General features: G+C 59.6%; 14 protein-coding genes, 1 tRNA gene and 1 pseudogene. 14 read left to right on the plus strand and 2 right to left on the minus strand.

Annotated features, from left to right (window positions below):
• The 4 genes and pseudogenes from HMPREF2874_RS02785 to HMPREF2874_RS02800 form a co-directional block, all read left to right on the plus strand.
• Nucleotides 1-392: pseudogene (locus HMPREF2874_RS02785) on the plus strand (LPS biosynthesis protein); the annotation flags it as partial.
• 45 nt (nucleotides 393-437) lie between these two features.
• The gene (rsmA, locus tag HMPREF2874_RS02790; RefSeq protein WP_070648867.1) at nucleotides 438-1,310 is read left to right on the plus strand and encodes a 16S rRNA (adenine(1518)-N(6)/adenine(1519)-N(6))-dimethyltransferase RsmA; all 873 of its coding nucleotides are present in this window, start codon (nucleotides 438-440) and stop codon (nucleotides 1,308-1,310) included.
• Nucleotides 1,311-1,378: 68 nt separating this feature from the next.
• Complete coding sequence (locus HMPREF2874_RS02795; RefSeq protein ID WP_070648868.1) at nucleotides 1,379-2,386, plus strand: GHMP family kinase ATP-binding protein; 1,008 nt, start codon at nucleotides 1,379-1,381, stop codon at nucleotides 2,384-2,386.
• An 85-nt stretch (nucleotides 2,387-2,471) separates the two neighbouring features.
• Nucleotides 2,472-3,659, plus strand: coding sequence for a glycosyltransferase (locus HMPREF2874_RS02800; protein WP_070648869.1), 1,188 nt, complete (start codon nucleotides 2,472-2,474; stop codon nucleotides 3,657-3,659).
• An 86-nt stretch (nucleotides 3,660-3,745) separates the two neighbouring features.
• On the opposite strand, the gene HMPREF2874_RS02805 is transcribed toward HMPREF2874_RS02800, so the two are convergent.
• Nucleotides 3,746-5,590: an ABC-F family ATP-binding cassette domain-containing protein gene (locus HMPREF2874_RS02805; RefSeq protein ID WP_070648870.1), complete on the minus strand. Its 1,845-nt coding sequence runs from the start codon at nucleotides 5,588-5,590 to the stop codon at nucleotides 3,746-3,748.
• 253 nt (nucleotides 5,591-5,843) lie between these two features.
• On the opposite strand from HMPREF2874_RS02805, the gene HMPREF2874_RS02810 reads away from it, so the two are divergent.
• The 3 genes from HMPREF2874_RS02810 to HMPREF2874_RS02820 all read left to right on the plus strand — a co-directional run bounded on the left by HMPREF2874_RS02810 (nucleotide 5,844) and on the right by HMPREF2874_RS02820 (nucleotide 8,458).
• A tRNA-Gln gene (locus tag HMPREF2874_RS02810) sits at nucleotides 5,844-5,914 on the plus strand.
• A gap of 88 nt (nucleotides 5,915-6,002) precedes the next feature.
• The gene (gene glmU, locus HMPREF2874_RS02815) at nucleotides 6,003-7,457 is read left to right on the plus strand and encodes a bifunctional UDP-N-acetylglucosamine diphosphorylase/glucosamine-1-phosphate N-acetyltransferase GlmU (protein ID WP_070648871.1); all 1,455 of its coding nucleotides are present in this window, start codon (nucleotides 6,003-6,005) and stop codon (nucleotides 7,455-7,457) included.
• Between the two features lie 20 nt (nucleotides 7,458-7,477).
• Nucleotides 7,478-8,458, plus strand: coding sequence for a ribose-phosphate diphosphokinase (locus HMPREF2874_RS02820; RefSeq protein WP_012904032.1), 981 nt, complete (start codon nucleotides 7,478-7,480; stop codon nucleotides 8,456-8,458).
• A 110-nt stretch (nucleotides 8,459-8,568) separates the two neighbouring features.
• Here HMPREF2874_RS02820 and HMPREF2874_RS09590 read toward each other — a convergent pair whose 3' ends face one another.
• On the minus strand, nucleotides 8,569-9,735 hold the full coding sequence (locus tag HMPREF2874_RS09590; RefSeq protein ID WP_070648872.1) for an arsenate reductase/protein-tyrosine-phosphatase family protein: 1,167 nt from the start codon (nucleotides 9,733-9,735) through the stop codon (nucleotides 8,569-8,571).
• Between the two features lie 467 nt (nucleotides 9,736-10,202).
• Between HMPREF2874_RS09590 and HMPREF2874_RS02830 the strand changes: the two genes are divergently transcribed.
• The 7 genes from HMPREF2874_RS02830 (at nucleotide 10,203) to HMPREF2874_RS02860 (ending at nucleotide 18,870) form a co-directional block, all read left to right on the plus strand.
• Nucleotides 10,203-11,876, plus strand: coding sequence for an ABC transporter ATP-binding protein (locus HMPREF2874_RS02830; RefSeq protein WP_246823752.1), 1,674 nt, complete (start codon nucleotides 10,203-10,205; stop codon nucleotides 11,874-11,876).
• 146 nt (nucleotides 11,877-12,022) lie between these two features.
• Nucleotides 12,023-12,943, plus strand: coding sequence for a glycosyltransferase family 2 protein (locus HMPREF2874_RS02835; protein ID WP_070648874.1), 921 nt, complete (start codon nucleotides 12,023-12,025; stop codon nucleotides 12,941-12,943).
• Nucleotides 12,944-13,167: 224 nt separating this feature from the next.
• Nucleotides 13,168-14,166, plus strand: a complete 999-nt coding sequence (locus HMPREF2874_RS02840; RefSeq protein ID WP_070648875.1) for a CgeB family protein — start codon at nucleotides 13,168-13,170, stop codon at nucleotides 14,164-14,166.
• Complete coding sequence (locus HMPREF2874_RS02845) at nucleotides 14,157-14,723, plus strand: acyltransferase (RefSeq protein WP_070648876.1); 567 nt, start codon at nucleotides 14,157-14,159, stop codon at nucleotides 14,721-14,723. The genes HMPREF2874_RS02840 and HMPREF2874_RS02845 overlap by 10 nt, the downstream gene beginning before the upstream one ends.
• Nucleotides 14,716-15,810, plus strand: coding sequence for an RNA-binding protein (locus HMPREF2874_RS02850; protein ID WP_070648877.1), 1,095 nt, complete (start codon nucleotides 14,716-14,718; stop codon nucleotides 15,808-15,810). The genes HMPREF2874_RS02845 and HMPREF2874_RS02850 overlap by 8 nt, the downstream gene beginning before the upstream one ends.
• Entirely contained in the window at nucleotides 15,810-16,538 is a 729-nt protein-coding gene (locus HMPREF2874_RS02855) for an acylneuraminate cytidylyltransferase family protein (RefSeq protein ID WP_070648878.1), read from the plus strand. Before HMPREF2874_RS02850 ends, HMPREF2874_RS02855 begins: the two co-directional genes overlap by 1 nt.
• 88 nt (nucleotides 16,539-16,626) lie before the next feature.
• On the plus strand, nucleotides 16,627-18,870 hold the full coding sequence (locus tag HMPREF2874_RS02860) for an N-acetylneuraminate synthase family protein (RefSeq protein WP_070648879.1): 2,244 nt from the start codon (nucleotides 16,627-16,629) through the stop codon (nucleotides 18,868-18,870).
• Nucleotides 18,871-18,875 lie beyond the last annotated feature (5 nt).

Raw genomic sequence — 18,875 nt, forward strand, 5'->3', positions numbered from 1 at the left:
CTTTTGTGCACGGTAAGTACCGTATGGGTAAGCCGTACGGTACCTGGCCCCTGATTTGTACCGGTCTGTACCTGATCTCCCGTTCGGGCGCTGAGCTGCTGCTTAAGCAGTTTGAGGATAAGGTGCCGGGTACTGTGGCTGATGATTACAAGCTGTACCAGCAGTGGGGTGTGGATGTGCGTTTTGTGCAGCCGGGCCTGTGCGGCTGGGAGGGCAGTAGCGTCATCCTGGAATCCGGTAAGCGTCATCTGGATAAGGTGAATAGCCTCCAGCACGGTACTGGTCCTCTGGATCGAGTGCGTATTGCTTTGGCTCCGAAGAAGCGTATTACAAACGCTAAGAACGCTCTGGAAGCCACTCTTGATGAGGTAAAGCAGCGTTTCTCGCGGTAATCTAAACTGTAACCTCCCCACCATCCACCTATATGAAGGAACGCTGTGAACGATCTGCCCCTGCTCGGCCCTGCTGAGATTCGTGAGCTTGCCGAGATGCTCGGTATTCGTCCGACGAAGACTCTTGGGCAGAACTTTGTGATTGACCCCAATACGATTCGTCGTATTGTCAACGCGGCAGAGATTTCACCGGAGGAGACGGTGCTGGAGGTCGGCCCGGGCCTGGGTTCGTTGACCCTCGGCATCCTGGATGCTGCGAAGGACATGGTTGCGGTTGAGATTGACCCGCCGCTGGCTCAGCAGCTTCCGCACACGATTGAGAAGTTCCGCCCCGAGAAGGCGGACGATATCGACGTGGTGCTTATGGACGCTCTGAAGGTCACCGAGCTGCCTCGCACTCCGGACGCTCTGGTGGCGAACCTGCCCTATAACGTGGCGGTTCCGGTGCTTCTGCACCTGTTTGCGCAGTTCCCGAGTATCCGTCACGCCCTGGTGATGGTTCAGGACGAGGTTGCCGACCGTCTTTCGGCCACCCCGGGTTCGAAGATCTACGGTGTGCCCTCGGTGAAGGCTAATTGGTATGCCGAGGTTTATAAGGCGGGCGTGATTGGCAAGAACGTGTTCTGGCCTGCGCCGAAGATTAACTCTGGCCTGGTCGGCTTCCGCATGCGCGAAGAACCGCTCTCTACCGTTGACCGCGACCTGGTGTTCACGATTGTGGACGCGGCCTTCGCTCAGCGCCGTAAGACTCTGCGCGCCGCGTTGAGCTCCTGGGCGGGCTCCGGAGCGCGCGCGGAGCAGATTCTGGTGGCTGCCGGTATCGCTCCGACGGAGCGCGGTGAGAAGCTGGATATTCACGGCTTTATCCGCATTGCGGAGGCTTCGCTGACTGTCCCGGCTGAGCCTGTAACGGAGTAGCTTCTTCCCGCTCTAAATTTTTCACTGACGTTCTCACGCGAGTTCCCGCGCGAAAGGTGTATGCGCTGATGAGTACCGCCTCCCCGACCGCTATTTCGGTTGATGCTCCCGGTAAGGTCAATCTGTACCTTGCTGTGGGGGACGTCCGCCCGGACGGCTACCACCCGCTGACTACGCTTTTTGCGGCGGTCTCCCTAATGGAGACCATCACGGTCTCTGAAGGGCAGACACCTGGGCTGAGCTTGAGCATGGATATTGTGCCCGGCTCCCTGGTGGATCAGCAGATGCAGGCGGGGCAGTTCGACCCTGCCGCTGTGCCGATGGATGAGCGGAATCTCGTGTATCGTGCCGCGGAGCTAATCCTTGCGGAGCACGGTATTGGCTCTGTCCCGGCGTTACACCTGCACATTGCAAAGGCCGTGCCCGTGGCCGGCGGCATGGCGGGCGGCTCAGCAGACGCCGCAGCGGCACTGATTGCCACGGACCGCTACCTGCACGCAACCGGCCGCACCGGTGCGCTCCTGACCCAGACCGATTATGAACGTCTTGCCGCGCAACTGGGCGCCGATATTCCCTTTAGCGTGCGTGCCGCCCTCGGTCAGACCCTCGCACTGGGGCAGGGGACCGGTACCGAGTTGCAGAACGTTGCGGCGCCTCGGGAACCTCTGCACCTGGTGATTGTCGCCGCGCAGTTTGGCCTCTCCACCCCCAGCGTATTCAAGCAGCTGGACGCGGGCCGTGCCGCCGGTGAGTATCCCGCCTCCGGCGAGCTGATGGAACCCGTAGAGCTTCTGGAAGCCCTGAACTCTTATGACGGTTCGGAGGCGGCGCTCGCCTCCTTGGCACCGCTGCTACGTAATGACCTGCAGGCTCCCGCACTTTCGTGCGCCCCGCAGCTGGAACAGACCCTGAACCTGCGCGATAGCGAGGGTGTGTACGCCTCGCTGGTATCGGGCTCCGGACCGACGGTGCTTCTGCTGGCCTCTTCACAGGCTCATGCGGAGTCTCTTGCCTCCACTCTTCGCGCTGCGGGCAACCACGCTGTGAGCGCAGTTAGTGCGATTCTGTATCATTAGTATTTGACACACATATATACAAACTAATATTCATTCGCTTCCGCTAGCTATTATCTACTATCTATAAAAAAAGGGGGGAGTATGGATGAAGGTTAAAAACATTATTATTGCGCAGGATCGTTATAGCATTCTGGGCGGTATTAGTACCGTCAATAAGCTTCTGGGGCGTGCCTTTGACGAGGCCGGGTACAACGTCAGTTATATGGCGCTCTTCGACAATACCGCTGGTCATCCGGACGCTATTGAGCCGGATTTTGTGGTTAATTCGGGTCCTTTGGTGAATAAGACAACCCATAACCGACTGGTGTACACCAATCCCGGTCCTCTGGGAGCTGCATTGGCGGTTAAGAAGTGTTTTACGGTCCTGTGGGATTGCTATAACACTTTCCGGACCCGCCGCTACCTGCGGTCTTTCGGTAAAGATACTGTTGTTTTGACGTCTATGGCGAAGACTGCAGATTACATGGCGAAGTACGCTCAATCCGATTCTAAAAAGGGCATCGGGTACATCCACGAATTTCATAGTGGCTACAACAGTACCTATCGTTTGGATGAGGAAAAGACTCTCCGTAATGTCGCTACGTCTTATGACTCATTCGTAACGCTATCTGAGGGTGACGCTAAGCTGTTTGCTCAGTGGCTGAACTGCCCTGTAGAGGCTGTTCATAACCCTGTTGAGCCTCTTTCGGAAGAGATCTCTGAGATGCTGCGTCTTGGGGAGAAGAAGCCTGTTATTCAGTACATTGGGCGATACGGTCCTGAGAAGGGGTTGGGTCGTATCCTTGAAAGCTTCATTGCATGTGCTGAGGACTTTCCTGAGTGGACGCTGCGCTATAACGGAAGCGGCTCAGAAGAAGAGGTTCTAGCTTTGAAAGAGAAGCTAGCTCAGATTGATCCGGAAATTGCTCACCGCGTTGAGATTGGAGGTACGCTCAACGCGAAGGAAGTACTCGAGACGTTCGCACAGAGTTCTTTGGCGGTGATGGCTTCAGAATTTGAAGGTCTGCCCATGTCTTTCTTGGAAGCTATGCAGGTCGGAACTCCTCTTATTTCCTATCCTTCCTCCAGCGCACTTCGAGAGATGGTGCCTGAAGTGGGGTATCTTGCGGAGGAGCCCAGTGGTGAAGCTCTGCAAGAGCAAATGCGTCTGGCGATGAGCGATGCTGAATTGCGGGCTAAAAAGTCTGCTTTGTGTCTTGAAAAGTCTCGTACTTTTTCTCCCGAATATGTTGTTCGGCAGTGGGAGAAGCTTTTCGAATCTATTCACCGTTAGTAGCCGCTGTAACGGATAACCGAATATATACAGAATGCCGGTTCTAGATTGAATCTAGAACCGGCATTCCTCTATGTCAGTAGGCGTTAGCCCAGTAGTTCGGAGAGCTCGAGCCAGCGCATTTCTAGCTCGTCAATCTCATCCTGGAGCGCCTGCTGCTGCTCGCCGAGTGCCGCCAAACCGGCGTAATCGCTCGGGTCGTGCGCGCTCATCTGCTCGGAGAGCTTCTCCTGCTCCGTGGCAAGCTTCGCCAGGCGACGCTCAATCGCTCCCGATTCCTTCTGCGCCGCGCGCTGCTCGGCGCCGGAAACCTTCGGCTTGGCGGATGCCTCAGCCTCCTGCGTCGAAGCCTTCTGGGTCGGGGCGGTGGAACGGGCCTGCGCGCTACCTGCCGCAGAGCCGCCAGCACCGGCCGCCGAGAGTGCCAGGTACTCGTCCACGCCGCCGGGCAGGTGGCGGAACGAACCGTCAATCACGGCGTACTGCTGATCGGTCACGCGCTCCATGAGATAACGGTCGTGGCTAACCACCAGCAGGGTGCCCGGCCAGGTATCCAGCAGGTCCTCCATCGCCGCGAGCATATCGGTATCCAGGTCGTTGGAGGGCTCGTCGAGAATCAGCACGTTCGGCTCGTCCAGCAGAATCAGCATGAGCTGCAGGCGACGCTTCTGACCACCCGAAAGGTCCTTGACGGGGGTGGAGAGCTGAGCACTGGTGAAGCCTAGACGCTCGAGCATCTGCGAGGGGGAGAGCTCCTTGCCGTCGGCAATGTAGCTGCGCTTCTTACGGCCGATCACGTCGGAGACGCGGTCGTTCTCGACCTCCTTCAGCTCGTCCAGCTGCTGGGTGAGGGTCGCAATCTTCACGGTCTTGCCGTGCTTGACGCGTCCCTCGGTCGGTTTCAGGTCGCCGGTCACCAGCGAAAGCAGGGTGGACTTGCCCGCACCGTTCACGCCCAGGATACCGGTGCGCTCGCCGGGGGCAATACGCCAGGTGACCTTCTTCAGAACGGGGCGCTTGCCGCCGGGTAGGGAGGGGTCGTCGTAGGTGACCGAGACGTTCTCGAGGTCCACCACGTCCTTGCCGAGGCGGGAGACCGCCATCTTCTTCAGCTCCACGGTGTCGCGCACGGGCGGAACGTCCGCAATCAGGGCGTTGGCCGCATCGATGCGGAACTTCGGCTTGGAGGTACGCGCGGGGGCGCCACGGCGCAGCCACGCGAGTTCTTTACGCATCAGGTTCTGGCGCTTCGCCTCAGCCGCGGCTGCCTGACGGTCACGTTCCACGCGCTGCAGGATGTACGCCGCGTAGCCGCCCTCGAAGGGCTCGACGATGCGGTCGTGAACCTCCCAGGTGTCGGTGCAGATTTCGTCGAGGAACCAGCGGTCGTGGGTAACGACCATGAGGCCTCCGGCGTTCTTCGACCAGCGGGACTTCAGGTGGCCTGCGAGCCAGGTGATGGCCTCGACGTCCAGGTGGTTGGTGGGCTCGTCGAGCATGAGCACGTCCCACTCCTGCGCGAGCAGGGAAGCGAGTGCTACGCGTCGACGCTGACCGCCGGAGAGAGAAGAGACCGGCGCATCCCAGGGCAGGTCAGAGACCAGGCCCGAGATGACGTCGCGGATGCGAGCCTGCGAGGCCCACTCGTATTCGGGGGTGTCGCCCACAATCGCGTAGCCGACGGTGTGGTCGTCGTCGAGTACATCGGACTGGTCGAGGTAGCCGATGCGGGTGCCGCCGCGCACGGTGACGCGGCCGGAGTCCGGTTCGAGCCGGCCGGCAAGAATCTTCATGAGGGTGGACTTGCCGTCGCCGTTACGGCCGACAATGCCGATGCGGTCGCCCTCGTTCAGACCGACCGTGATGCCCTCGAAAATGGTTCGGGTAGGAAACTCAAGATGCAGCGATTCGCCGCCTAGTAAATGTGCCACGCCTTCTAGGGTACAGGGTGAGGGTATTTTCAGTTGCCGGTGAGGTAATCGATGGGGGAACGGTTGAAGGTTTGAAAAGATAGCTGAAGTACCCGTCGAAAGCCCGCGTTTGCGCCGCGCGTGGGGCGAGCCCACGGCGGATATTTGATAAACTGAGGGAAGCATTTCCTGCACGGCGCTGTTCTCTGCCCAAAATTAGGGTAGCGAATGGCGACTGCCACCAGAGGCGGTACCCGCACCGGCACGGGAATAATCCGCCATGGTGTAATGGCAGCACAGCGGCCTTTGGAGCCGTTTGTCTAGGTTCGAGTCCTAGTGGCGGAGCGTAAGCACTCAACGGAATCGTTGAATGAGAGTCGGCGGTTCCGCGCTCACCTCTCACTCTTACAACCTCGTATAAGGAGTCTTCTCAGTGAACACTGAACTGGCACCCTCCGCGGTGATTGTTCTCGCCGCCGGCGCTGGCACGCGCATGAAGTCCGCAACCCCCAAGGTTATGCACGGTATTGGTGGCCGCTCCATGGTGGAGCACGCCGTTGCCGCGGCCCGTGACTTGAACCCTGAACGCCTCGCTGTAGTGGTGCGCCACCAGCGCGACAAGGTCGCCGAGCACGTGCTCGCTTTCGACCCCGACGTGACCATCGTTGACCAGGACGAAATCCCCGGCACCGGCCGCGCCGTTGAGGTCGGCCTGAACGCCCTGGATGCGCAGGCCCCCGTCTCGGGTACCGTGCTGGTGACCTATGGCGATGTGCCCCTGCTGCGTCCTGAGACTCTGCGCGAGCTTATCGCTTTCCACGAGCAGGACAAGAACTCCGTCACCGTGCTGACCACCCACGTGGATGAGCCCGGCGCTTACGGCCGTATTGTCCGTAACCAGGCTGGCGAGGTGACCGCCATCGTCGAGGCGAAGGACGCATCCCCCGAAGAGCTCGAAATCACCGAGATTAACTCCGGAATCTACGCCTTTGACGCCGACGTGCTGCGCGAAGCCCTGCTTGAGGTGACCACCGATAACGCTCAGGGTGAGAAGTACATCACCGACGTGCTGTCCATCGCCCGTTCGAAGGGGCACCGTACCTCCGCTCTGGCCATTGAGGACCGCTGGGAAGTTGAGGGCGCTAACGACCGCGTGCAGCTGGCTCAGCTGGGCCGCATGCTCAACAACCGCATCCTCGAGGCTCACATGCGCAACGGCGTGACCATCGTCGATCCGCAGAACACCTGGATTGACGTTACCGTCACCATTGAGAACGACGTGACCCTCCTGCCCGGCGTGCAGCTGCACGGCTCCACCACCGTTGCCACCGGCGCAACCATTGGCCCGGACACCACTCTGACCGATATGACCGTTGAGGCTGACGCTACCGTCATCCGCGCGCACGGCTTTGGTGCCGTGATTGGCGAGGGCGCAACCGTCGGTCCCTTCGCATACCTGCGCCCCGGTACGACCCTGGGTAAGGGCTCGAAGCTCGGCACCTTCTGCGAGGCCAAGAACTCGCAGATTGGTGACGGCGCGAAGGTTCCGCACCTGTCCTACGTTGGCGACGCCACCATCGGCGAGGGCGCCAACATTGGTGCGGGTTCCATTTTCGCCAACTACAACGGTCTGGTGAAGAACCGTTCCGTTATTGGCGCACATGCCCGCATGGGATCCGCGGGCATCTACGTTGCACCGGTCACCGTGGGTGACGGTGCCTACTCCGGCGCGGGCGCGCTGATCCGCAAGGATGTTCCTGCGGGCGCCCTCGCCTACTCTGAGACTTCCCAGCGCACCATCGAGGGCTGGGTTCTGAAGAACCGTGCCGGTACCGAACCCGCTGAGGCTGCAAAGGCCGCGGGCGCACAGGAACCGGCAGAATCCTAATCCGAGGAAAGAACAACACCATGAGTAGCGAGATTACCAACCCCGGTGAGCGCAAGCTTGTAGTGGTCTCCGGTCGAGCACACCCCAAGCTCGCCGAGGAGATTGCGCAGGCCCTTGACCACGACCTGTTGCCCACCTCCGCATACACCTTCGCCAACGGCGAGACCTACGTCCGTTTTGAGGAGTCTGTGCGCGGTGCGGACGCATTCGTGATTCAGTCGCACCCGGCACCGATTAACGAGTGGCTCATGGAGCAGCTCATCATGATTGATGCGCTCAAGCGTGCCTCCGCTCGCTCCATTACCGTGGTGTCCCCGTTCTACCCCTACGCTCGTCAGGACAAGAAGCACAAGGGCCGCGAACCCATCTCGGCTCGCCTGATTTCTGACCTGTACAAGACCGCCGGCGCGGATCGCCTGATGTGCGTCGATCTGCACACCTCGCAGATTCAGGGCTTCTTCGACGGCCCGCTGGACCACCTCTTCGCAATTCCGGTGCTGGCTAAGCACATCCGCGAGCGCGTTGAGGACCTGTCGAACGTGACCGTGGTGTCCCCGGACACCGGTCGTGTGCGCGTGGCCGAGCACTGGGCCACCCTGCTGAACGGCGCACCCCTGGCCTTCGTGCACAAGACCCGAGACATCAACGTTCCGAACCACGCGGTCTCCAAGACCGTTGTGGGTAACGTTGAGGGCCGCACCTGCGTGCTGATTGACGACATGATTGACACCGGCGGAACCATCGCTGGCGCCGTGAAGGTCCTCATGGATAAGGGCGCGAAGGAAGTTATCATCGCGGCAACCCACCCGGTTCTCTCCGATCCCGCCGTTGAGCGTCTGTCCGAGTGCGGCGCGGTCGAGGTCGTGGTGACCAACACCCTGCCCGTCCCTGAGGAAAAGCGCTTCGAGAACCTGACCGTTCTCTCCATCGCGCCCCTCATCGCTCGCGCTATTCGCGAGGTCTTCGACGAGGGCTCCGTGACCGAGATTTTCGATCACTAGGGCTTGAATAGGCTGTAGAAAATCCCCCGCTACCACGGTTGTGGTAGCGGGGGATTTTCTACGTTTCAGAGGGGGGGGACAGGCCCCTGCAGATTCTGTATTGCGGAGATTTAGCGGTGGGCTCGCGCCAGCCACGGCAGAATCACGCGTAGCGACTCTTCAACCTCGTCCACGGCCTTCTTCGCGGCGGCCGGGCCTCGACGGTAGGGGTCCTCGAGCTTATCGCTCGCGAGGGGAGTGCCACCGTAGGAGTAGAGGTAGGAGAGCGGCTCGGCACGGCGCGCTTCCTCACGAAGGCGTGCAGCCTGCTTGAGCAGCACGATCTTGGAGTGGTACTGGGGCCACTCGCGCACGATCCAGTCGGCGTGCACCTTCTCCGCGACCAGGATGATGGTCGCGTTCTTAATAATCTCCTCGGTCAGCTGACGGGAGGCGAAACCCTCGGGGTTGTAGCCACGCTCGATGAGCTCGTTGGCGATGAGCTCGTACACGCCCTGACCGACCAGCGCGCCGGTACCGGCGCTGGCGAAGGTCCACTTGTCCTCCAGCCCGTACTCTGCCGCCAGGTGCTTGGAAATGACCTCGCCGGAGGCGCTGCGGGCAATGTTGCCGGTGCACACGAAGAGCGCCTGGAAGGGGCCGTCGGTGTCGTGGGCGCCGCTGCGGGTGAAGGTGCCGGGGGAGAGCTTGAAGAGCGGGGTGCGTTCGCGTTCACCCTGCGGGGCACTTGCGGTCTCCTCACGTGCCGCGGGGGCTGCCGGAGCGGGCTCTTCTGCGGTGTCGGCCAGAACACCCGAGGCGACGGTGGGCGTGTGGTGTTCCTTGGCGTGAACGGAGCGTGAGGAGGAGTCCTCAGCAGACGGTTCGTCCAGGGGGAGGATATCGGCGGCGGTACCTGAGGTTTCGGTGAGGCTCAGCGGCTGCGCGTCAATGGTGACGGTGCCGTCCTCAGAGATTTCTTCGGCGCGGGAAGGCTCGGATGCCTTGGGAAGGGGCGTCTGAACGGCGACCTCGGCGGGGGAGTGAGCCTCATACTCGCCCATGACTTCGCGGAGCGAACCCGAAGGGACCATGGAGCGCTGGGCGGCACCGCGGCGGTTCTTGCCTGCCAGGTCGGGGTTGTTCTGGATCAGTGAGCGGACCCCTTCCGCAATGGAGGGGGCGGATGCCGGCGCAGTAGTCGCGGTGGTTTCGGGGGCCTTGGAGGAGTCGGTGATCTCCTCTGCGGAGCCCCGGGTGTACTTGTCCTTCAAGGACTTGATGTTGAAGATGCCCATCAAAAGCCTTTTCTCTTGAACATACCCAACGGTGAACAGGGAAGCCGGAAGTGTCGGGTGAAGTTGAACGAATAGTATCTATCATACCGAGTTGCTTGACTCTTCAAAGGTTTCTGAATCTCGAGTGTGGCGAATTCCCTAAGGCCTCGTCCGATACATCTTCAATGTAGGTCGCTCTGAAAGCTTCAACCTGGGGACGTGATGATGACCTAAAGTACAAACTTTATAGCGAAAGGGTTTAGAGGTCACATGCTAGAATTGGCGTGAAATGCTGGGCTTCTTCTCACTCGGAAGCCAGTGCAAACACTCACCAACGAGGACCAATGAAGAGTATTTACACTAAGCTTCGTATCTTTTTCCCAGGACGGAGCTTTACGCTACTAATTGTGAATCTAATCGGCCTATTCCTTCTTTCGCTAATGGAAATGGTCGGTGTTGCGGCCATTCTTCCCATTATGAATATTGCGATGGGTGCTGAAATTACCGGCTACCTGGCTGTAATTTCTGATATCTTCGGCAACCCTCAGCGTTCTGATTTGGTGCTCTATTTGGGTATTGTCCTGGTGCTCGCCTTTGTGATTAAGGGTATCGCTGCGCTCCTCTTTAAGCGTTGGAGCCTGAAGTTCACCGGCTACCAGCAGCTGGCGACGTCGACGACTATCCTCAACCATTACATGAAGGATAGCTACTTCAATCACAGGAAGTCTCAGCCTGAGGAAACCGCGTATCTGATTAGCACCTACGTGGTGTTTGCGTACCGCGGTTTTGTGGGATCGATTATTAACTTTGTGGGCGATTTCCTGTCTATCATCGTGCTGCTCATCATGATTCTGTGCGTCATGCCGATTCCTGCGCTGGTTGCTTTCGCATACTTCGGCATCACCATCGCTATCATGCAGCTCTTCTTGCGCCGCGGTAACGCGAAGTATGGTGAGATAACGGCACGTGCGGGTCGAGACGCTTTGCGCTTCCTGCTGGACGACATCAGGGGTTTCCGCGAAATTCGTATTACGAATGCACACAAGGCTGCTATCGAGCAGTACCGCGAGCCCGCAGTACGAAGCGTTAAAAGCGATGTTAACCTCTCGTTCCTGAACGACTTCCCCAAGTATTCGCTTGAAATTATTTTCATCGTGGGTATCGCTGGTCTGCTGGCTTTGGTGACTTCGACTCAGGGTGCTGATGGTCTTCCCTCCCTGATGCTTTTCGCAACCGCATGTATCCGCATCCTTCCGAACGCGACCCGTATGATTGCCTCCCTGGGCGGTATCCGTGCGAACGAGTTCGCTAGTGAAGAGGTTGCTAAGGTTATCCGCTCGATGAGCCCCGAAGAGCAGCGCCTGCAGATGGTTGAGTTCAAGGATGAAATTGATCCGGCAACCATCATCAACTCGGGAATTGACCCCGTGGATGTTCAAATTGACGACCTGGTCTACCGTTACCCGGATGGTGATAAGGACGTTCTCAAAGACATTCAGCTGGATGTGCCGGCTGGTACCTCGGTTGCTTTCGTGGGTGGCTCCGGTTCGGGTAAGACTACTCTGGTTGACTTGATTCTTGGTCTGCTGACCCCGACGAGCGGCACGATTTCTAGCCAGGGTAAGGACATCCACGCTGACCTGCATGCTTGGTACCAGAAGATTGGTTATGTTCCTCAGGATCCGTACCTGGGTAACGGTACTCTGCGTGAGGCTGTCGCCTTCGGCATTCCCAAGCAGTACATCGATGATGAGCGAGTGCTCTACTGCCTTGAGCTGGCGGAGCTGATGCCCGTTGTCGAGACCTTGGAAGATGGCATCAACACTCCGATTGGTGAGAATGGTAACCGCCTCTCCGGTGGTCAGCGTCAGCGTGTGGGTATTGCGCGTGCGATGTACCGCAACCCGAGCCTGCTGGTTATGGATGAGGCAACCAGTGCGCTGGACAATGAGACTGAGCACAAGATTACTCAGACCATTAACCGCATCTCCAAGGAGATTACCGTGATTATCGTGGCTCACCGTCTTTCCACGGTGCGCAACGTTGATCAGCTGGTGTACCTCTCCCAGGGCCGCATTGCCAATAAGGGAACTTTCAAGGAAGTTCAGGCGGCAAACGAAGAATTTGCGAACCTCGTTCGCCTGGGCCAGCTGCCGGACTAACAGATGCGGGGCGGTTGTGGCGACGCAGTGGTACGAATAGTACAGACGCGTTGGCGCAATCGCCCTTCTCCACGCCTCAGCTTCTTTTCTTACCTCCGGGCCCCATCCACTGATGCGGCCCGCCCCCCTCGCTCAAAGGACATGTTATGACCCACTCACCCCGCGTTTCTGCGGTCATCCCGTTTTACGGTGAGCCGGAACCGGTTCTCGCCATTATCGACACGCTGCGTGCTCAGCAGGGTATTGACCCCGCCGATATTGAAATCGTTGTCTCTGATGACGTTTCTCCTACCCCGTTCCCCGAGGTTGAGGGCGTGACCGTCGTGCGCCGTGCCGTCAACGGCGGTTTCGGTAAGGCCGTGAACTCCGGTGTCGCTGCCGCGACCGGCGAATGGGTTTTCATCCTCAACAGCGACCTGGAGCTGGATGACACCTTCGTCTCGCGCATGCTCGCAGCCGTGGAACGCCACGGCGAGGTGCTGGCTAGCCCCCAAATTATTGGCCACGACGGCCAGCAGCAGTGGGTGGCCCGCAAGTTCCCCACCGCCGGACACATCGCCTGGGAATGGTTCACCCCCTTGGCTCGCTTCAAGCCGACCAACTGGTGGCACCGCGGCGTTGGACACGACGTTGAGGCATGCACCGGAACCTCCGACGCGAAGGTCGACTGGGTTATGGGCGCCTGCATGGTCGTGCCTCGCGCCGTATTCAACCGCCTCGGCGGCATGGACGAGCGCTTCTACATGAACAGCGAAGAGGTGGACTTCCAGTACCGCCTCTCGCAGGCCGGTGTGGACCGCTACCTGATTCCCTCGGTAACCGTTACCCACGAGGGCGGCGGATCTTCCCCCTCGGAGCGTCGCATCCAGTGGCTGACCACCGCACGCTTCATCTACGCCGACAAGTGGGGCTGGGAAAAGAAGCTGGCCGTAGCCCTGCGTGCGACCAGCTACGCGAACTTCCTCGTGAACTCTGTGCGTGCGCTGCGCAATAAGGATGTGGACGCTCGCGGCTTCCTCGCCGCCGAACTGGAGCGCATCGCCAAGGCCGAGCGCCGCGAAAACTAGCTCTAGCGTCCGCGCCCGGTGCGGAGCGCCCCATAGCTAAACGTTGGAGGTGACACACTGCGTAAGCATGTGTCATCTTCTGCTTTCGTTGTAAAATTTTAGTAGGTATGTTTGAGCGCAAGCTTTGCTTGAAACGTACCTCTCTGCTTCACTCCAACACATAGCACCGCACGGTTTTACCCTGCGGGTTCTTATAGCAAACGCCGACAGGATCCAATCCTCATATGACTCAGCCCAAACTTCTACTACTCTCACCCGCATTCCACGGGTACTGGAAGGCGATTCAAGCGTCCCTGGAAGTGCACGGATACGATGTGCGCACCCACATCTACGATGCCCCCGGTACTCTGTCCGAGCGCATCCTCAACAAGCTCGCCCACGAGCTGCCCGAGAAGTACCGCCCCGAAAGCTTCGCGGCTCAGGCAACTCGAAAGGCTATTGACGCTTTCAACGAGTTCCGCCCCGATATTGTGCTGGTCATTAAGGGCGACATGCTCTCCCGCGAATGGTGGGACCTGCTGGAAACCTCCGGCGTTCGCTACGGCACCTGGCTCTACGACGAGATGCGCCGCATGAGCTACACCGAAGAGGACCTGCACCACCTGGGTTCGCTGGCAAGCTACAGCCCGCTGGACGCGCAGCACCTGCGCGAGCAGGGCTTCGAGGTGCTCGACATGCCCAACGCCTATGACACCCACTGCCCGGTTATTCCCGTGCGTGAGGACTCCATCAACTTCGTGGGCGCCAAGTACCCCAACCGTGAGGAGACCCTGCAGGCGCTGGTCGCAGCCGGTCTGCCGGTGCGTGCTTACGGTCGTGCTTGGTCGCGTCACCCCTACGATATTCTGCGCACTAAGCAGTTCAAGGATTCCGGCGTGCCCGCAGGTCGCGATATTGACCGCTCTGAGGCGTATGGCATTATGGCGTCCTCCCCGGCAACGTTGAACATCCACAATAATCAGGATGGTTTCACCATGCGTACCTTTGAGGCTCCCGGCGTGGGCGCTCTGCAGGTGATTGACCGTGCTGATGTGGATCGCTACTACATTCCTGGCGAAGAGGTTCTGGTCTACGAGAGCATCGATGAGCTCATTGAGATCTGTACCCGTATTTTCCGTGAGCCGAAGTGGGCTCGTCAGATTCGTGAAGCCGGTCAAAAGCGCACTTTGGCCGAGCACACCTTCGATCAGCGTGTAAAGATTTTGGAGCAGCTATGGGCCTAAACCTTTCTAAGATTGTGACTAAGATGCCGAGTGTGCGTTGGCACATGGCAGACCTGCTGGGTAAGATCCTGTACTCGCGAGCGTTTGGCTCTTTCGGATCGGGCACTGTTCTTGTTCGTCCCCTGCGCATGGTCGGTGTAGAGAACATCTACCTTGGCGACCAGATTGCAATCTATGAGGATGCGTGGATTGCTTCTGAAGCTGGCGGTATTCTGAGTATTGGTTCCGGTACCTACGTTGGTCACCGTAGCCATATTCACGCTCTGTCGAATGTGACTATTGGTAAGGACTGTGTCTTTGCCGATAATGTGATGGTCAATTCTGGCGAACATCCTCTGGACTCTCTGCACGATGTGCAGCCCGGTGGTGACATCGTGATTGGTGATCGCGTTTTCCTCGGTCAGAATGTGTCTGTGCTCGGTGGCGTCACCATCGGAGACGGCGCTGTGATTGGTGCTGGGGCTGTGGTCACCCGCGATATCCCGGCTAATGCCGTGGCTGTGGGTATCCCCGCTACCGTTATTCGAGTCCGTTCGGGGGAGAAGCAGGATGCTTAAGTACCCTCTGGATTTGGATGCCTGGCAGGCATGGCAGAGGCGTCAGAAGAAGCTGAAGTGGGCTAAATACAAGCTGAATTCGCTTCTTGACTCCGCACGTTCTCGGGCCGGCGCGGAGGAACCTGTACGCGGTCTTCTGTACACTCGCGGTACTAAGCCTCAAGTGCTGATTGTTATGGATTCGTTCTCTCCGACGAACCGCAACGCAATCTTGGAGCCTCTCAAGCATCTGGACGCTGTCGATGTTGCTCTGTGGGTTCCTGAGGACGCTAGCGAGTGCCTGGACGGACAGTATGCCAGCGAGCGCTACTCTCGCAAGGACTGGTCTGAGCGGGAAATCTCCGGCGATGAGCTGATGAGCCTCCTGCCGGATATCCGTATTGTTCTTTCTGCCGCACAGTTCCTTGGACGCGGTGCCGCAGCCTACGAATTCTCTCGTGCAATCGGCGCTGAGTACTGGATGGTTCAGCACGGGCTGCTGGTACCTCAGGCACCGCCGCTGCCGGTAGGATGCACCCTGCTGGCTTTCAGCGAAGCTGACGCCGAGTTCTGGGCATCGGGTCGCCGCGACGTCACGACTCACGCGGTGGGTTCGCAGCTGCTCTACCTGGCAGCGCAGAAGGCAGCCGGTGCTGAGGCACAGAAGCAGAACGACCTGGAATCGATTTTCCTGGGTCAGATGCACGGTGCGGAACTGCCACGTGCATCCTTCGCGTATGCTTCGCACTCTTTCTTGAAGAAGTTCGGCGGAAGCTACCGCCCGCATCCGAGCGAGAAGGATAAGCTGTCGGTGCTGACCCACAAGCTGTGGGAGAAGGAAGGCATCCGCATCGATCGTTCCGGCACCCCGCTGAACGAGGTACCGAACCCCGTCGTGTCGATTTTCTCCACCGGAGTGCTGGAGGCGGCTATCCGCGGTATCCCGGCCTGGGTGTACCACCCGGCACCGCCCGCATGGCTTGTGGAATTCTGGGACCGTTACGGCATGAACCGGTGGGGGAGCGAACCCACCCCCGCACCGGTTCAGCCTGAGAAGGAACCGGCACGCCGCATCGCTGAACTCATCATCGAAACTCTGGAGGCATAATGCGTATTCTCTGCGTCATTCCCGTACGCGGCGGCTCGAAGGGCATTCCGCGCAAGAACCTGCGCCCGATTGCGGGTAAGCCGCTCGTGGCGTGGACCATCGAGCAGGCCCTGGCGGCGAAGGAAGAGCTTGCCGGTGAGCACGAGCTGCGCGTTGTCGTCTCCACCGATGATGCCGAGCTGGCCGATATCGCCCGCGAGTACGGCGCCGAGGTGCCGTTCATTCGCCCGGCCCACCTGGCGGAGGACACCACCGCAACCGAGCCGGTCGTCGAGCACGCCATCGAGTTCTACACCGAGAACGGCTGGGCACCCGAAGCCGTCATGCTGTTGCAGGCAACCAGCCCCGTGCGTCTGCCCGGAACCCTGGCACGCGCGGTCCGCCAGTTTGTCGAGAACGACAAGGACTCCATGGTCGGCGTGATTCCGATCGGTCCGTTCATTTGGACCTGGCACGCCGATGGGGAACCCACCGCAGCCTTCGAGATTATGCACCGTCCGCGCCGTCAGGAGCTGACTAAGGAAACCTTCCGCTACCGCGAGAACGGCTCCATGTACATCACGAAGACCCCCGTGTACACGGAGCACCACAACCGCCTGGCCGGCTACCCCGGCGGTACGATTGACTTGTTCATGCTCAACGAGGTTGAGGGTGTCGACATCGACGCGCCGATTGACTTCTCCGTGGCGGAACATCAGCTCACTCAGATTCTGAACGAGAGCAAGTAACCCTCATCCGGCGACATTTTCGTCGCCATCCCGGATTGACCGGCACTCAGTCATTCAATAGAACACTCAAACGAAAAGGTTCAAACCTATGATTATTGAACGTAATATCGCCCCGTATGTGGTCTTCGCTGAAGACCCGATTCTTACCGCACTGCAGAAGATTTCTGCCAACGGCCAGCGCATCATCTTCCTGGTGAACGAGTCCGGTATCCTGCGCGGTTCGCTCTCTGACGGCGACTTCCGTCGTTGGCTGATTGCTAACCCGACCGCATCCCTGGAGACCAGCGCCCTGGATGCCGCTAACACCAACCCGCAGACCGCTCCGGCAGATGCCGACCCCGAGACCCTGCGCGGTTACTTCGCCAAGGGTATTAACCACGTTCCGCTGACCGACGAGCGTGGCCACCTCGTGGCACTCGCCATGGATGAGCAGGACGTCCTGCGCATCGGTAAGCACACCATCAGCGAGGACTCTCCGGCCTTCATCATCGCCGAGATTGGTAACAACCACCAGGGCAGCGTTGATTTCGCTAAGGAACTGGTGGACCTGGCCGTTGAGTCCGGTGCCGACGCCGTGAAGTTCCAGCTGCGTGACATGGACGCCCTCTACCGTCAGCGCGGTGCAGCCACCGCTGGCGAGGACCTGGGCGTGCAGTACACCCTGGACCTGCTCTCCCGCTTCTCCCTGAGCGTGGACCAGATGTACGAGGTCTTCGACCACGTCAAGCAGCACAACATGGACATCATGTGCACCCCCTGGGACGCCCCCTCGGTGCAGGCACTGGTCGACTACGGTATTCAGGGCATGAAGATTGCTTCTGCTGACCTGACCAACCACGAGCTGCTGCGCGACGTCGCATCCCGCGGTCTGCCCATGCTGGTTTCCACCGGTATGAGCCGCGAGGAAGAGATTCGCGAGTCCGTGGCCCTGCTGCGCAACGCCGGCGCATCCTACGCCCTGCTGCAGTGCCAGTCGGCCTACCCCGCACCCTTCAAGGACGTGAACCTGGCCTACATGGACCGCCTGGCAGAGATTGGCCAGTGCCTGGTCGGTTACTCGGGCCACGAGCGTGGCTACCACGTGCCGATTGCCGCCGTTGCTCGCGGTGCAAAGATCATCGAGAAGCACTTCACCACCGACAAGACCCTTGAGGGTAACGACCACACCGTCTCTCTGCTGCCCGAGGAATTCAAGGCCATGGTCCAGCAGATTCGCGAGGTTGAGGCAGCTATCGGTTCTGCCGCTCCCCGCGAGGTGTCCACCGGTGAGCTGATGAACCGCGTGAACCTGGCCAAGTCCCTGGTCGCTACCCGCCACATCGCTAAGGGCGAGGTCGTGACCGAGGCCGACGTGGCCGTGAAGTCTCCCGGCCGCGGCCTGCAGCCGAACCACCTGCCGCAGCTGGTCGGCCGTACCATGCAGCGCGACGTTGAAGAAGGCTCGTTCTTCTTCGAGGGCGACCTGAAGGATGACCTGGTCACCCGCCGCGATTTCAAGTTCGATCGCCCCTGGGGCCTGCCCGTCCGCTACCACGACTACAAGCCGCTGATTGAAGAGGCTAAGCCGGACTTCCTGGAGTTCCACTTCTCCTACAAGGACCTGGACATCAACATCGACGATGTCTTCGACTCCAAGCTGGACATGGGCTTCACCACCCACCTGCCCGACCTCTTCGCTGGCGACTTCCTCGTGGACCTCGCTTCGAAGGATCCCGAGGTGTGGGAACGCTCCATCGCCGAGGTGCAGCGCACCATCGACATCACCCGTGACCTGACCCGCTACTTCACCGTGGATGAGGACCCGATCATGGTTGTGACCATGGGTGGCTTTACCAAGGACAAGCACATCCCCGTCTCCGAGCGTGCCGAAAAGTACGAGCGCATCGGCGAGGCCCTGAAGCACCTGGACGCATCCGGCGTGCGCCTGGCCGCTCAGACCCTGCCCCCGTACCCCTGGCTGATGGGTGGTCAGCAGTACCACAACCTGTTCCTGGATCCGAAGGATACCGCGGAGTTCTCGCGTACCTACGACACCGCGCTCTGCCTGGACATCTCCCACACCATGCTGGCTTCTAACTTCCTGAACATTCCGCTGTCGGAGGCTGTCGAGCAGCTGGCACCGCTGTCGATTCACCTGCACCTGGTGGACGGCGTCGGCGTTGACGGTGAGGGTGTTCAGGTTGGCGAAGGCGACGTGGACTGGGCCGCACTGGGCAAGCAGCTGCGTGAGCTGGCCCCGAAGGCATCCTTCATTCCCGAAATCTGGCAGGGCCACATCAACAATGGTGAAGGCTTCTTCACCGCCCTGGACCGCCTCGAGAAGTGGCTGTAGGATCA

Source organism: Rothia sp. HMSC068F09 (assembly GCF_001812775.1).
Lineage (GTDB): Bacteria > Actinomycetota > Actinomycetes > Actinomycetales > Micrococcaceae > Rothia > Rothia mucilaginosa_A.

Excerpts from the sequence above, each read along its gene's own strand:
- HMPREF2874_RS02795 (WP_070648868.1), top strand. The coding sequence starts at position 1,379 with ATGAGTACCGCCTCCCCGACCGCTATTTCGGTTGATGCTCCCGGTAAG.
- HMPREF2874_RS02800 (WP_070648869.1), top strand. The coding sequence starts at position 2,472 with ATGAAGGTTAAAAACATTATTATTGCGCAGGATCGTTATAGCATTCTG.
- HMPREF2874_RS02820 (WP_012904032.1), top strand. The coding sequence starts at position 7,478 with ATGAGTAGCGAGATTACCAACCCCGGTGAGCGCAAGCTTGTAGTGGTC.
- HMPREF2874_RS09590 (WP_070648872.1), bottom strand. The coding sequence starts at position 9,735 with ATGGGCATCTTCAACATCAAGTCCTTGAAGGACAAGTACACCCGGGGC.
- HMPREF2874_RS02830 (WP_246823752.1), top strand. The coding sequence starts at position 10,203 with ATGGGTGCTGAAATTACCGGCTACCTGGCTGTAATTTCTGATATCTTC.
- HMPREF2874_RS02835 (WP_070648874.1), top strand. The coding sequence starts at position 12,023 with ATGACCCACTCACCCCGCGTTTCTGCGGTCATCCCGTTTTACGGTGAG.
- HMPREF2874_RS02840 (WP_070648875.1), top strand. The coding sequence starts at position 13,168 with ATGACTCAGCCCAAACTTCTACTACTCTCACCCGCATTCCACGGGTAC.
- HMPREF2874_RS02845 (WP_070648876.1), top strand. The coding sequence starts at position 14,157 with ATGGGCCTAAACCTTTCTAAGATTGTGACTAAGATGCCGAGTGTGCGT.
- HMPREF2874_RS02850 (WP_070648877.1), top strand. The coding sequence starts at position 14,716 with ATGCTTAAGTACCCTCTGGATTTGGATGCCTGGCAGGCATGGCAGAGG.
- HMPREF2874_RS02855 (WP_070648878.1), top strand. The coding sequence starts at position 15,810 with ATGCGTATTCTCTGCGTCATTCCCGTACGCGGCGGCTCGAAGGGCATT.
- HMPREF2874_RS02860 (WP_070648879.1), top strand. The coding sequence starts at position 16,627 with ATGATTATTGAACGTAATATCGCCCCGTATGTGGTCTTCGCTGAAGAC.